This is a genomic window from Pseudomonas sp. Marseille-Q1929, from assembly GCF_017316265.1.
GTDB lineage: Bacteria > Pseudomonadota > Gammaproteobacteria > Pseudomonadales > Pseudomonadaceae > Aquipseudomonas.
Window position 1 is genome coordinate 16,513 of record NZ_JAFLWU010000024.1, and the last position, 13,444, is coordinate 29,956.

A 13,444-nucleotide genomic window follows, 5' to 3' on the forward strand; every position below is an offset into this window, starting at 1 on the left:
GTTGCAGCTCCCGTACATCGTTGTGGTGCCTGCAGTATCGTTAGCCACCTGAGCTGGATAAACTGCGCTTTCGTGCAATGACTTTGAATCAGGACTTTATAATGGATTTATTCCAGGCGATGTCGGTGTACGTAAAAGTGGTGGAAACCGGCAGCATGACCGCCGCCGCCCAGGCCTGCGGGATGTCTACCACCATGGTCGGCAATCACCTGCGCGCCCTCGAACAGCGCCTGGGTGTCAGCCTGCTCAAGCGCACCACGCGCAAACAAAGCCTCACGGAATTCGGCGGGCAGTATTACCAGCGATGCCTGGAAGTGCTGGGGCTGGTGGCCGACTCCGAGCAACTGGCCGAGCAGGCCCACAGCGACGTGCCCAAAGGCACCCTGCGCATCACCGCGCCACCGGCCTTTGGCACCGAGCGCCTGGCCCCGGCCTTGAGCGAATTTTCCCAACGCTACCCGCTGATCAAGCTCTATGTCGTGCTCAGCAACCAGCGCATGGACATGGTCGACAGCGGCTTCGACGTCGCCATCCGCCTGGGCGACCTGGAACCTTCCAGCCTGATCGCCCGACCGATGCAGGATTACACCATCACCCTGTGTGCCTCACCGAGCTACCTGGCGCGACGTGGCACGCCGCAAACCCCCGAAGACCTGCAACAGCACGACTGCCTGGCCTTCGCCTACCCTTCCACCGACGATTGGCGCAACGCCGACAAGCTCTGGCGCATGAGCGGCGAAGAAGGCGAAGTGGAAATCCCGGTATCCGGCTCGCTGACCATCAACAGCTCGCAAGCGCTGCGCCAGGCGGCCGTGCAAGGCATGGGCATCGTCATGCTGCCCGATGCCCTGGTGCAACCCGACTTGCAGGACGGCAAACTGATGGCCTTGCTGACCGCCTATCAACTGCCCAGTCGCCCCATGCACTTGCTGTACGGCCAGGATCGTTATCGCCTGCCAAAACTAAGGGCCTTCGTCGATTTCGCCATGGAGAAATGGGCGCGCTAGAAGCCCACCCCCAACTCCCGCAGGCAGGCGGCAGTGTGCTCGGCGGATACGTGGTGAATGCCCTGCCAACCCAGGGCCACCGCCGCGTCGATATTGCCGGCCACATCATCGATGAACACCACCTCCGCCGGCTGGATATCCGGCAGGCCGGCGCGTATTTGGTCGAGGCTCGCGTGGTAGATCGCCGCGTCGGGCTTGATCAACTGCAGTTCGCCGGACACCACGATGTCGCGAAAACACTGCAGGAACGGGTAATTGGCCCGCGCGTAGGGAAAGGTTTCGGCCGACCAGTTGGTGAGCCCGAACAACGGCATATTGGCCCGGTGCAGTGCCTTGAGGATCGCCACGCCTTCCGGCAGCGGGCCGCGTAGCATCTAGTGCCAGCGCGCGTAATAGGCGCGGATCAACGCTTCATGATGAGGGTGCTGCTCGACCAGGAAGCGGGTGCCTTCGGCCAGTGAGCGGCCGGCGTCCTGCTCGGTGTTCCAGGCCTGGGTGCAGATGGTGTCGAGGAACCATTGCCGTTCGCGGTCGTCGGCAATCAGCTTGCGGTACAGATGGTGCGGGTTCCAATCGAACAGGACACCGCCGAAATCAAAAACTACTGCACGAATCGTCATCAGATCCTCCGTTAGCGTGAGTGATAGCTGGCGGAGTCTGGCAGATCGGATAGACCAAGCGCGCTCAAAAAAGCGTAAGAAAGTTCTGAGAACACACAAAACAAATGTGGGAGCGGGCTTGCCCGCGAAAGCGGTGCATCAGTCGCCTTATTCAGCGCCTGACACTCCGTATTCGCGGGCAAGCCCGCCCCCACATTTTTTGCTCTACCGGATTTTAGGCCTGGATCAGGCCCTTGATCTTCACATCAGGGTTCACGTCAGCGTCGTAGTCCACGCCGTCGATTTCAAAGCCGAACAAGCGCAGGAACTCCGCCTTGTAGCCGGCAAAATCGCTGATCTCGTTGACGTTGTCGTCAGTCACCTGGTTCCACAGCGCAGCCACGGCGTCCTGGACTTTAGGTTCCAGCTCGGCCAGGTCGGCACGCAGGCGACCGTCGGCATCGAGTTTCGGCTCGTTGCCGTACAGGCTGTCCTTGAACAGGCCGTAGACCTGCTCGATGCAACCTTCGTGGGTGCCCTGCTCTTTCATCACCTTGAACAGCAGCGACAGGTACAGCGGCATGATCGGGATCGCCGAGCTTGCCTGGGTGACCACGGCCTTGAGCACCGACACACGGGCGTCGCCCTTCAGCGCCGCGAGGTTGTCGCGCAGGGTCAGGACTTTTTTGTCGAGGTCTTTCTTGGCTTCGCCAATGGAGCCGTTCCAGTAGATGTCCTGGGTCAGCTTTTCACCGAGGTAGGTGAACGCAGTGGTCTTGGCACCTTCGGCCAACACGTCGGCGTCACGCAGGGCGTCAATCCACAGCTGCCAGTCTTCGCCACCCATGACTTTCACGGTGCCGTCGATTTCTTCCTGGGTCGCCGGCTCAAGGGTGGTGTCGACCACGACGCCTTTGTCGGTGTTGATACCGCGCAGGGTCACGGCCTTGCCGATCGGCTTGAGGGTGGAGGTATGCACCACGCCTTGCGGGTCGGTACGGCGTGGCGCGGCCAGGCTGTAGACCACCAGGTCGATCTTGCCCAGGTCTTTCTTGATGGTTTCGATGGTCAGGCGCTTGATCTCGTCGGAGAACGCGTCGCCGTTGATGCTCTTGGCGTACAGGCCTTTCTCGACAGCGAACTTCTCGAATGCGGCGCTGTTGTACCAGCCGGCCGAACCGAGCTTGCCGTCTTCACTTGGCTTCTCAAAAAACACGCCCAGGGTGTCGGCACCGCAGCCAAACGCAGCACTGATGCGCGCGGCCAGGCCGTAGCCGGTGGAAGCGCCGAGGACCAGCACCTTCTTGGCGCCGCCTTCGATGACGCCGTGTTGGGTCACGTAGTCGATCTGTTGCTTGACGTTCGCTTCACAGCCAACAGGGTGAGCGGTCACACAGATAAAGCCACGAACCCGCGGTTTGATGATCATAAAATTTCTGCCTCTTCCAAGGGGTCGATGGCCAGTGGTGGCCATTCAACTTCAATCGTACCGGTCTATGACGCCCGAAAAACCGAAGCGTCACGATAGTCGCAAATCTTCTGTTTACAAAATCCAATCGGTAAACGCGTATGCCGTTAAAAACTGTGTAAAGCGTTCACAATTTCGCAATATTTGTAACGCCTGTCCGGCGCTGGACGCCTTATCATGACGTAGTTGTTTCATTATGTTTCAAAACCCACCACTCGCGGCCACGGATCCGGACCTGTCGATTGGCGTCCAGCCGGAGCTGAGTTTCATGAACAAGTCTGCCCTACGCAAAAAAGCAGTGTCCATCGCCTGGATACTTGGCGTGCTCCTGATTATCGGCCTGTTTCCCCTGACCACCGTGGTGTTCCTCGGCCTGGTGCTGGTGTGTGGGGTCTATGACTTCCTGCGTAACGGCCTGTATGACGCGCCCACCCTCAAGAAATACTTTATCGGCAGCGGCCGCAACACCTGGTTGCTGGCGCCGTTCAACACCTTGTTCGACCTGTTGAGCGCACCCAACCGCCACATCTACACGATGAACGACCTGCCACCGGCCTGGCGTGAAGACCTGCAACAGGTGCTCAACGAAGCCATGGCCCACAAGGATGAAATCATCGGTTACCTGGATGAACGCATGGCCGAGAAGAAGCGCGGCATGTTGTTTTTCCAGTGGTACGGGCGCCCGATCGAAACCACCCTGGACATTCCGAAACTGCGCGAGAAACTGCCGTTCGTGAAGACCATCGGCGTGTCGGTGTTCAACGAAAACCGTTCGACCTCTTTTCACTTCGGCCCGCTGCGCATGATGTTCCGGGTGCTCTACAACATGGCGCCCGCGCCCCATCATGACGGTGTCTACATCCAGGTTGGCGAGCACAAACATTACTGGCACGACGACCCGTTGTTCATCTTCGATGACACGCTGATGCACGCCTCCTTCAACAAGAACGATGCAAAGCGTTACTGCCTGTTTATCGATATCGTGCGGCCGACCCCGCTGCCGCGTGTGCTCAATGCCGTGATCGCGGGGTTTGCCGCCATGGTCTTTACCCTGCGTCGGGTTTTCTACAAAAACTGGAAGCTGATCCAGTAAGTTCTGCGGCATGATGATGTGCGACGGTGTTTGCACTCGGCCTTGCGCCTGAGGTAAACAATGGTCACGTGCGACCGAGTTCGGCGCCCATCATTCTCCAGCCATCGCAGCCCCTTGCGGGTGTGGTGGCTGCGCTTTCAAGGAATCAGAATGCCCCAACGTCAAGTCATCAATGCCTCCGTCAGCCCCAAGGGCAGCCTCGAAACCCTGTCCCAGCGTGAAGTGCAGCAACTGAGCGAAGCCGGCACCGGCAGCACCTACACCCTGTTCCGCCAGTGCGCCCTGGCGATCCTCAATACCGGCGCGCATATCGACAACGCCAAGACCATCCTCGACGCCTACAAGGATTTTGAAGTGCGCATCCACCAGCAAGACCGTGGCGTGCGCCTGGAGCTGCTGAACGCGCCGGCCGATGCCTTCGTTGACGGCGAAATGATCGCCAGCACCCGTGAGATGTTGTTCAGCGCCCTGCGTGACATTGTCTACACCGAGAACGAACTGGACAGCCAGCGCATCGACCTGAGCAACTCCCAGGGCATCACCGACTACGTGTTCCACCTGCTGCGCAACGCCCGTACGTTGCGCGCCGGTGTCGAACCGAAAATCGTGGTGTGCTGGGGCGGCCACTCAATCAATACCGAAGAATACAAATACACCAAGAAGGTCGGCCACGAACTGGGCCTGCGCAGCCTGGACGTGTGCACCGGTTGCGGGCCCGGCGTGATGAAAGGTCCGATGAAAGGCGCGACCATTTCCCACGCCAAGCAACGCATTACCGGTGGGCGCTACCTGGGCCTGACCGAGCCAGGCATCATCGCCGCCGAAGCGCCCAACCCGATCGTCAACGAGCTGGTGATCCTTCCGGATATCGAAAAACGCCTGGAAGCGTTCGTGCGCGTCGGCCATGGCATCATCATCTTCCCGGGCGGCGCCGGCACGGCCGAGGAGTTCCTCTACCTCCTGGGCATCCTGATGCACCCGGACAACCGCGATCTACCGTTCCCGGTCATCCTCACCGGGCCGAAACACGCAGCCCCGTACCTGCAACAACTGCACGCGTTCGTCGGTGCAACCCTCGGCGAAGCGGCACAGGCGCACTACCAGATCATCATCGACGATCCGGCCGAAGTGGCCCGCCAGATGACGGCCGGGCTCAAGGGCGTGAAGCAGTTCCGCCGTGAGCGCAACGATGCGTTTCACTTCAACTGGCTGCTGAAGATCGACGAAGGCTTCCAGCGCCCGTTCGACCCGACCCACGCCAACATGGCCAGCCTGCAACTGAGCCACTCGCTTCCACCCCACGAGCTGGCAGCCAACCTGCGCCGCGCGTTTTCCGGGATCGTGGCAGGCAACGTCAAGGACAAGGGCATCCGCCTGATCGAAGAACACGGCCCGTACGAGATCCACGGCGACCCGGCCATCATGAAACCGCTGGATGAGCTGCTGCAGGCATTTGTTGCCCAGCACCGCATGAAGTTGCCCGGCGGCGCGGCCTATGTGCCGTGCTATCGCGTGGTGCAATAACGCCAGCAGTTGGTCATACGTTGTAGCGCTTTGGGCGCGTCCCAGGGCGTGCTGATGGCGTGAATCGGGCTAGTGTTTACTCAGTCCGATTCACTCACAGCAGAAGGCACAACCTATGGACCAACGGATCTTGTCCTCCATAATTCCTTACCCTAAGGTAAGGAGTATCACGATGGAGATTTTCAATATGGCGACCGCCACACTGACCTCGAAAGGGCAAATCACCATTCCTGTCCAGGTAAGGACCGCCCTGGGCCTTGAGACAGGTGATCGCGTTGAGTTTGTCGAAATGGAAGACGGCAGGTTTTCGATCATTGCCGCGAGCAAAACCGTGCATGACCTAAAGGGCCTGATCCAGAAACCCGCCAAGGCCGTATCCTTGGAAGACATGAATCGCGCTATCGCCGCACAGGGAGCAAAAGCCGGATGATCGGCCTGGATACCAATGTGCTGGTGCGCTATGTCACCCAGGATGATCCAATCCAATCGGCCAAGGCTTCAGATCTGATTGAATCGCTCACCACGCTGTCGCCCGGTTTTGTCAGCCTGGTCTCGGTGGTGGAACTGGTATGGGTGTTACAGAGCTGCTACCAATCAGCCAAGAGTGACGTGGTGATGGTTCTGGAGACGTTACTGCGCACCCGCGAGCTGACTATCGAGCATGCCGAAACCCTCTGGCAGGCACTCCGACGGTTTACCGCAAGCAAGGCCGACTTCGCCGACTGCCTGATTGAACGCTGCGCCCATGCAGCAGGATGCGAGTACACCGCCACCTTCGATCTCAATGCCGCGAAGGCAGCGGGCATGAAGCGACTGACCTAGCCGTGCAGGGCTCAACGAACCCAGCCACCACCCTGCCAGTGGTAACCGTCATTGCGTTGTACCCAGTGCGGATGTACATAACGGTAACCTTCGCGCACCGCCTCCCAGTGACCGTGTACTGCCACATAGCGCCCGCTCTCCCAGCGCCAGTAACCGCGTGACCACACATAGCCGTAACGTGGCACGGGTTCGACTTCGATCACTTGCACCGGCGGCGGCTGTGGCGCGATGACTTCGACATACTCCCGCTGCACCGGCCTGCGCTCATGCACGACACGCTCCTGCACACACCCCGACGCGGCAACCACCACTGCCGCCAATGCTGCGTAACGTAGCAACATACAAACCCCTCGGGCGTTTTCGCCCTGCGCCTACACCGGTAAAAAATTCCCCCTTGTCGCAGCCACGCTCCTGCTTGGCCTGGGTTCTTTTTAACAGGTGGTGTCTGTCGGATTGCTGAACCCATCGCCGCCGCCAAGACGCTCTCCCACACGTAATGCACACGCACAAAAAAGCCCGCTGACCGTCACCGGTTCAGCGGGCTTCTTTTGTCTCAGCGCGGCCCTAGGACCACACCAACTTCTTACAAAGCCAGGTCAGACGCTGGCTTGCTCGGCTCAGCCGCTGGCTTGGCAGCTTCGACAGCTTTCGGCGCAGCGCTCTGTGGGATCACAGGCGGTGTCGGCAGTTGCAGGACTTCGGCGGTGTAGGCCCATTCCTTGGCAACAGCCTCAGGGCTGTCGTTCAGCTTAGTGCCGTAGCTCGGTACGATCTGGTGCAGTTTTGCCTGCCACTCAGGGGTCGCAACCTTGTCCTTGAACACTTTCTGCAGCACGGTCAGCATGATCGGAGCCGCGGTGGACGCGCCTGGCGATGCACCCAACAGGCCGGCGATAGTGTTGTCGGCGGAGCTGACCACTTCGGTACCGAGTTTCAGGACGCCGCCCTGCTCTTCGTCACGCTTGATGATCTGCACGCGCTGACCGGCTTGCCACAGACGCCAGTCTTCTTTCTTGGCGTTCGGGAAGTACTCTTGCAGTGCCTTGAAGCGGTCGTCATCCGACAGCATCAGTTGGCCAGCGAGGTACTCGACCAGTGGGTATTCACGAATACCGACTTTGGTCATTGGCCAGATGTTGTGGGTGGTGGTGCTGGTCAGCAGGTCCAGGTACGAACCTTCCTTCAGGAACTTGGTGGAGAAGGTCGCGAATGGGCCAAACAGGATCACGCGCTTGCCATCCAGCACGCGGGTGTCCAGGTGCGGAACCGACATCGGTGGCGCGCCAACCGAAGCTTTGCCGTAGGCCTTGGCCAGGTGCGCCTCGGCCACGGTTGGGTTATCGGTCACCAGGAACGAACCACCTACCGGGAAGCCAGCGTATTCCTTGGCTTCAGGAATGCCCGACTTTTGCAGCAGGTGCAGTGCACCGCCGCCCGCGCCGATGAACACGAACTTGGCGTCGGTTTCGGTCTTCGTGCCGTCTTTCAGATTTTTGTAGCTCACACGCCACGAACCGTCGGCGTTCTTGGTGATGTCCTGCACTTCGCTCGACAGTTTCAGGTCGAACTTAGGCGTGGTTTGCAGGTGAGCGACGAACTGGCGGGTGATCTCGCCGAAGTTCATGTCGGTACCCAGCGGGCTCCAGGTGGCCGCGATCTTCTGGTTCGGGTCACGCCCTTCCATCATCAGCGGAACCCACTTGGCGATCTGCGCCGGGTCTTCGGAGTACTGCATGCCGGCGAACAGCGGGCTGGCTTGCAGGGCTTCGTAGCGCTTCTTCAGGAACTTGATGTTGTCATCGCCCCACACAAAGCTCATGTGCGGAGTGGTGTTGATGAACGAACGCGGGTTCTTCAGCACGCCCTGCTGGACCTGCCAGGACCAGAACTGACGGGAGATCTGGAACGCTTCGTTGATTTCGACCGCTTTCGGGATCTCAACGTTGCCGTTCTTGTCTTCCGGGGTGTAGTTCAGCTCAGCCAGGGCCGAGTGACCGGTACCGGCGTTGTTCCAGCCGTTGGAGCTTTCTTCGGCCACGCCATCGAGGCGCTCGACCATTTCCATCGACCAGCCCGGCTCCAGCTCATTGAGCCATACACCCAGGGTCGCACTCATGATGCCGCCGCCGATCAGCAGCACATCGACTTTCTTTGCCTCTTCCGCGTGAACGGACGTGATCCCCATCGACAAAGCCAGCCCCAGCAGGGCAGTGTTTACTTTCTTAAACATCAGTAGCACCTATGATAAAACGCCATCCGCCCCACTGCCCCTGATCATGGGCAACCCTCCTTCACACTGCGCCAGGCAACGCACCGCGGGGTTTGCACACTCACTTAAAGGCTGCAGGGTGGGCACACAAGACCGACGTATCGACCTCACTTTTATGTCCCTTCTGCGCTGACTTCTTATCATTATTGGCTTCAGCTACCTGGGCGACAGCCAACCGTCGGCGCGTATTCGGGTGAACGCACCTTGGAAAGCGTAGACCAAGACGGCGCGCAGAATATCACGCTCGGGGAGGATGGGGCGTCTGATATGGACTTGGCGGTCGAATGCTGCCGCCCACTGGCAGGCCTGCCAAGCATCCAGCTGCGCCGATCTGGAACTATTCACCTATTTATCCAGTCAATCAGCCCTTGGATGTAACAACTGTAACAGCAAACATTTTTAACTACTCTACACTCAGCGGAACGCATCTAAAGGGCTATTAGTGAGCAGCATGAAAACGCCAAATGATCAATGCACGGATAACGAAATTGACCTCCTGCCTCTTATTCATGCGTTCTGGGAGAGCAAGCTCAAGATAATCGCAGCTGTCGTGATTGGGATTGCAATGGCCCTTGCGGCGTTTTATGTCTTGCCACCTAAGTGGGTCGCCAGCACCTACATAACCAAAGGTTCGCTGCTCAGCGTATATAGAGAAGTTCGCAGTACCGAAACGGTGCCTGCCGCGACGACACAACCAATTGAGATCAAGCTCTACAACTCAATCCAGGACGATGTGTTTTACGTCGCCATGGGTATCATGGCGGCCAAAAAAATTGACGTCGTAGCCACGCGCCAGCCGCTGATTTACCTTGCCTCGTTCAAGGCCAGCTCAAAAGAGCTGGCCGCAGATCACAACCTAAGAGCCTTCAACACCTTGGGGGAAATCAAGGTTATCAAATCAAAAAGCTTAGTGGCGTATCTCGCAATCGGTGCTTCCCTGGGCTTTATAGTGGCCTGCTTATTAATTTTCTTCCCGCTACTTAAAGCCTATTACGAACGCGCAGTTGATAAATAACGCTGCTGAAGCCGCCCTACTTACCTGACAATTAAGAGCCTGCACCCACAACAATGAAAACTTTTTTTAAAACAAAATTTTCCTAGTACTTACCCACCTTCAAGCAGTCACACAAATTAGTTACCATACCACAAATAGTGTTTCATATACGTAACACGCTCGATTACCTTGCCCTACGTTTCATGGCACAACGCCTGCCGCCATGGAATTCTGCATGAAACGCCTGTCCTAGACGCCTCCGACGATGTTCTTTAGCATCACCGGCTTACCTTGCGCGCCGTAGAGAGCAGAACCCCTCATGTCTATCCACCAAACACCCGGGCACGTGTTGCCCGCGCGCAACGCCGCCAAAATGGAAGCGGCCATGGCCGTCGGCAGCTTCGCTATCGGTACCGGCGAGTTCGCGATCATGGGGTTGATGCCCGACATCGCCAGCAATCTGCACCTGAGCGAACCCCAGGTCGGACACGCCATCAGTGCGTACGCCCTCGGTGTGATGGTCGGCGCGCCGCTGCTGGCAATCCTCGGCGCCAGGCTGTTGCGCAAACATATGCTGTTGTTGCTGATGGGGCTTTATGCGCTAGGCAACTTGGCCACTGCCTTCACCCCGACATTCAGCTCATTGGTGGCCTTTCGCTTTATCAGCGGCCTGCCCCACGGCGCCTACTTTGGCATTGCCGCCGTAGTGGCCTCCAGCATGGTGGCATCGGACAAACGTGCCGGCGCCGTCGCCCGGGTGATGATGGGCCTGACCCTGGCCATGCTGTTGGGCAACCCGATCGCGACCTTCCTCGGGCAGCATCTGGGATGGCGCTCGGCGTTCGCACTGGTGAGCCTGATCGCCCTTTGCACCATCGCGCTGGTCTGGCGCTTCGTGCCCGAGCGCCGCGACGAGCCACGCAGCGACCCGCGCAAAGAACTGCGGGCCTTCACCAAGCCCCAGGTGTGGATGGCGCTGTCGATCGGCGCCATCGGTTTCGCCGGGATGTTCTGCGTATTCAGCTACCTCGCGCCGACCATGCTCGAAGTAACCAAGGTCACGCCTCAATGGATTCCATTCGGTTTGGCGGCGTTCGGCGTCGGCGGCATCATCGGCAACATCGCGGGCGGCAAACTCTTCGACCGCCTGCAGTTTCGCGCCGTGGGCCTGATCCTGGTGTGGTCGATGGCGGTGCTGGTGTTCTTCCCCTTCGCCGCCGGCTCACTCTGGGGCGTACTGCTGGGCATCGGCCTGGTTGGCACTATGGTGGCACTGGCCGCGCCGTTGCAGATCCGCTTGATGGACATCGCCCACGAGGCACCGAGCCTGGCAGCGGCGTCCAACCACGCCGCGTTTAACCTGGCCAATGCGCTGGGCCCATGGTTTGGCGGGATCGCGATCACCGCCGGCTTCGGCTGGACCAGCACCGGCTATATCGGCGCAGCAACCGCACTGATCGGCCTGGGGGTATACCTGGTAGCACGTCGAATGCACGGCGGTAGCTAAAGCAAGACAGCACCTGAGTCAATGGCGGCAAAATCAAAAAACCGCCATTGATGATGACTATTTATTCATCAGACAGGCTAGGTTCAGGTTGGATCCAATAGCGGCATACGTGTAACATCCCTGTAACATTTACCCAATGACAAGGATGTGTTTTGATTTTCCCCGATAGAGGTGTGCTTCAGAGTTTTCCCTCGATACTCGACCACCGTAAAGCCAGGATCTTTCTGACAGAAGACACTGATATCAATGTCGAACTGGCTATCCAAGAGCTGATCGACAGCCGGCACCAGTTGCAAGATCGCATCAGCGCCCCGCTCCAAGGCATGGAAAGCGACCTCTTCGCCAAATTCCAGCCCCTCGACAGCTTCAAGCCAAAATTGAGAGTGACCCTGGGACGTGCAAAACGCGACGGCGCCTTCGATTGGCCGGTCGAAGAAGTCATCAACACCCACGCCGCACAACAACGCGGCGCCCCCATCGCCAACCTGCTCGGATTTGGCTACCGCAAATCCGCGATTGGTTTGATCCAGGAATTCTTCATCTTCACCGAGATGCTCGATGACCACGTCAACGGCCTGCAATGGCTCGACCAAAGCCGCGACATCCGCGGCCTGATCAGCCTGTCGTTCGACCTGCTGCGCGCCCTGCATGAAAAGGGCATCGTGCACATGGACTTCTGGGCGAACAACGTAATGATCCAAACCGATGCGCCAGACTCAGCCAAAGCCATTGATCTGGAAAACTGCTTCCTGACCCCTACTGACTACTTGGCCGAAGTGTTGGCATTTCAATTCGGGTTCTATTATCGACGAGAAGTTTTCCGCTTCATGATCGAGCAGGAATACGATCAGATGGTCATGGAAGAGCTGCACAAATACGGCGAAATCGACCGCAGCCGGTTTGACGACATGTATGCCTCGTGCAAACACGAGAATATAAGCCGTCGCGCCAGGCGCGAGATTTTTCATAAGGGCACCGTTGTTGCGGGATGACGGTGATGGCACCTGTCGGAGCCGGGGCCGCAGCGCACGATTTCTGCGCCCTGATTCCTGATAAACTCGCGGCCTCTGTCCTGTCCACTCAGATTGTCCAATGTCCCTGACTACTGCTGCATCGCAATCCCTCTCCCGGCGCTTTTCGGTCGCGCCCATGATGGATTGGACCGACCGCCACTGCCGCTTCTTCCTGCGCCTGTTGTCGAAAAACGCCCTGCTCTACACCGAGATGGTCACCACTGGCGCCATACTTCATGGCGACCACGAGCGCTTCCTGCGCCACAACGACGCCGAGCACCCGCTGGCATTGCAATTGGGCGGCAGCGTTCCGACGGACCTGGCCGCGTGTGCGCGGATGGCTGAGGCCGGTGGTTACGATGAGGTGAATCTCAACGTTGGCTGCCCCAGCGACCGCGTGCAGAACAATATGATCGGCGCGTGCCTTATGGGCCACCCCGCGCTGGTGGCGGATTGCGTGAAAGCGATGCGTGATGCAGTGGCGATTCCGGTGACGGTGAAGCATCGCATCGGGATCAATGGCCGCGACAGTTACGCGCAGCTGTGTGATTTTGTCGGCCAGGTGAAGGACGCGGGGTGCACCAGTTTTACCGTGCATGCGCGCATTGCGATCCTGGAAGGGCTTTCGCCCAAGGAGAATCGGGATATTCCGCCTTTGCGCTACGACGTGGCAGCGCAGTTGAAGCAGGATTTCCCTGAGTTGGAGATCATTCTTAACGGCGGGATCAAGACACTGGAACAATGCCAGGAGCACTTGCAGGTGTTTGATGGGGTGATGTTGGGCCGCGAGGCTTATCACAACCCCTACCTGCTGGCGGAGGTGGATCAGCAGTTGTTTGGCAGTACCGAGCCTGTGATCACCCGGGCGGAGGCACTGGCGCAATTGCGGCCTTATATTGCGGCGCATTTGGCGACGGGCGGCGCGATGCATCACATTACCCGGCATGTGCTGGGGCTGGGGACGGGGTTTCCGGGAGCACGGAAGTTTCGGCAGTTGTTGTCGGTGGATATTCATAAAGCGAGCGATCCGCTGGCGTTGCTGGATCAAGCCGCGCAATTGCTGGACGGGCGCTGATCCCCTCATCACAGGTCATCGGGGTTGAACCTGCTGGCCTTTTTGCCCTCCTATCTACCAGCAAGGCCGGTCA

12 protein-coding genes and 1 pseudogene are annotated in these 13,444 nt (G+C 58.7%); 9 read left to right on the top strand and 4 right to left on the bottom strand.

All coding sequences use genetic code 11. From position 1 onward, the window contains the following. The first annotated feature begins 101 nt into the window (after positions 1-101). Positions 102-1,007 carry a LysR family transcriptional regulator gene (locus tag J1G37_RS22070; protein ID WP_207045342.1) on the top strand — a complete coding sequence of 302 codons (906 nt, stop codon included), beginning with the start codon at positions 102-104 and terminating at the stop codon, positions 1,005-1,007. Here the strand turns inward: J1G37_RS22070 and J1G37_RS22075 are convergent. After that, positions 1,004-1,627: pseudogene (locus J1G37_RS22075) on the bottom strand (HAD family phosphatase). The gene J1G37_RS22070 and the pseudogene J1G37_RS22075 overlap by 4 nt on opposite strands. Before the next feature lie 214 nt (positions 1,628-1,841). After that, positions 1,842-3,035, bottom strand: coding sequence for an enoyl-ACP reductase FabV (gene fabV / locus J1G37_RS22080; RefSeq protein WP_207045345.1), 1,194 nt, complete (start codon positions 3,033-3,035; stop codon positions 1,842-1,844). A 307-nt stretch (positions 3,036-3,342) separates the two neighbouring features. On the opposite strand from fabV, the gene J1G37_RS22085 reads away from it, so the two are divergent. From J1G37_RS22085 to J1G37_RS22100, 4 genes are all read left to right on the top strand, one after another. Beyond that, positions 3,343-4,167: an aspartyl/asparaginyl beta-hydroxylase domain-containing protein gene (locus J1G37_RS22085; protein WP_207045348.1), complete on the top strand. Its 825-nt coding sequence runs from the start codon at positions 3,343-3,345 to the stop codon at positions 4,165-4,167. A gap of 150 nt (positions 4,168-4,317) precedes the next feature. Next, entirely contained in the window at positions 4,318-5,691 is a 1,374-nt protein-coding gene (ppnN, locus tag J1G37_RS22090) for a nucleotide 5'-monophosphate nucleosidase PpnN (protein ID WP_207045349.1), read from the top strand. A 172-nt stretch (positions 5,692-5,863) separates the two neighbouring features. After that, on the top strand, positions 5,864-6,121 hold the full coding sequence (locus J1G37_RS22095; protein WP_207045350.1) for an AbrB/MazE/SpoVT family DNA-binding domain-containing protein: 258 nt from the start codon (positions 5,864-5,866) through the stop codon (positions 6,119-6,121). After that, positions 6,118-6,513 carry a type II toxin-antitoxin system VapC family toxin gene (locus J1G37_RS22100; RefSeq protein ID WP_207045351.1) on the top strand — a complete coding sequence of 132 codons (396 nt, stop codon included), beginning with the start codon at positions 6,118-6,120 and terminating at the stop codon, positions 6,511-6,513. Before J1G37_RS22095 ends, J1G37_RS22100 begins: the two co-directional genes overlap by 4 nt. A gap of 11 nt (positions 6,514-6,524) precedes the next feature. Here the strand turns inward: J1G37_RS22100 and J1G37_RS22105 are convergent, their stop codons facing one another. Together J1G37_RS22105 and mqo are read right to left on the bottom strand one after the other, a co-directional pair. After that, entirely contained in the window at positions 6,525-6,854 is a 330-nt protein-coding gene (locus tag J1G37_RS22105; protein ID WP_207045352.1) for a YXWGXW repeat-containing protein, read from the bottom strand. A gap of 242 nt (positions 6,855-7,096) precedes the next feature. Continuing rightward, complete coding sequence (mqo, locus tag J1G37_RS22110) at positions 7,097-8,743, bottom strand: malate dehydrogenase (quinone) (RefSeq protein WP_207045353.1); 1,647 nt, start codon at positions 8,741-8,743, stop codon at positions 7,097-7,099. 490 nt (positions 8,744-9,233) lie between these two features. Between mqo and J1G37_RS22115 the strand changes: the two genes are divergently transcribed. From J1G37_RS22115 to dusA, 4 genes are all read left to right on the top strand, one after another. Then, positions 9,234-9,797, top strand: coding sequence for a Wzz/FepE/Etk N-terminal domain-containing protein (locus tag J1G37_RS22115; protein ID WP_207045354.1), 564 nt, complete (start codon positions 9,234-9,236; stop codon positions 9,795-9,797). 298 nt (positions 9,798-10,095) lie between these two features. Continuing rightward, positions 10,096-11,283, top strand: coding sequence for an MFS transporter (locus J1G37_RS22120; protein ID WP_207045357.1), 1,188 nt, complete (start codon positions 10,096-10,098; stop codon positions 11,281-11,283). A gap of 152 nt (positions 11,284-11,435) precedes the next feature. Then, positions 11,436-12,275 (top strand): hypothetical protein, encoded by an 840-nt coding sequence (locus J1G37_RS22125; RefSeq protein ID WP_207045360.1) that lies wholly within the window; start codon positions 11,436-11,438, stop codon positions 12,273-12,275. A 100-nt stretch (positions 12,276-12,375) separates the two neighbouring features. Continuing rightward, positions 12,376-13,371, top strand: coding sequence for a tRNA dihydrouridine(20/20a) synthase DusA (dusA, locus tag J1G37_RS22130; RefSeq protein WP_207045363.1), 996 nt, complete (start codon positions 12,376-12,378; stop codon positions 13,369-13,371). The last annotated feature ends 73 nt before the right edge of the window (positions 13,372-13,444 follow it).

What these genes read in the sequence shown, in the direction of transcription:
- J1G37_RS22120 (WP_207045357.1), top strand. Translation starts at nt 10,096, where the DNA reads ATGTCTATCCACCAAACACCCGGGCACGTGTTGCCCGCGCGCAACGCC.
- J1G37_RS22070 (WP_207045342.1), top strand. Translation starts at nt 102, where the DNA reads ATGGATTTATTCCAGGCGATGTCGGTGTACGTAAAAGTGGTGGAAACC.
- J1G37_RS22105 (WP_207045352.1), bottom strand. Translation starts at nt 6,854, where the DNA reads ATGTTGCTACGTTACGCAGCATTGGCGGCAGTGGTGGTTGCCGCGTCG.
- ppnN (WP_207045349.1), top strand. Translation starts at nt 4,318, where the DNA reads ATGCCCCAACGTCAAGTCATCAATGCCTCCGTCAGCCCCAAGGGCAGC.
- mqo (WP_207045353.1), bottom strand. Translation starts at nt 8,743, where the DNA reads ATGTTTAAGAAAGTAAACACTGCCCTGCTGGGGCTGGCTTTGTCGATG.
- fabV (WP_207045345.1), bottom strand. Translation starts at nt 3,035, where the DNA reads ATGATCATCAAACCGCGGGTTCGTGGCTTTATCTGTGTGACCGCTCAC.
- J1G37_RS22100 (WP_207045351.1), top strand. Translation starts at nt 6,118, where the DNA reads ATGATCGGCCTGGATACCAATGTGCTGGTGCGCTATGTCACCCAGGAT.
- J1G37_RS22095 (WP_207045350.1), top strand. Translation starts at nt 5,864, where the DNA reads ATGGAGATTTTCAATATGGCGACCGCCACACTGACCTCGAAAGGGCAA.
- J1G37_RS22085 (WP_207045348.1), top strand. Translation starts at nt 3,343, where the DNA reads ATGAACAAGTCTGCCCTACGCAAAAAAGCAGTGTCCATCGCCTGGATA.
- dusA (WP_207045363.1), top strand. Translation starts at nt 12,376, where the DNA reads ATGTCCCTGACTACTGCTGCATCGCAATCCCTCTCCCGGCGCTTTTCG.
- J1G37_RS22115 (WP_207045354.1), top strand. Translation starts at nt 9,234, where the DNA reads ATGAAAACGCCAAATGATCAATGCACGGATAACGAAATTGACCTCCTG.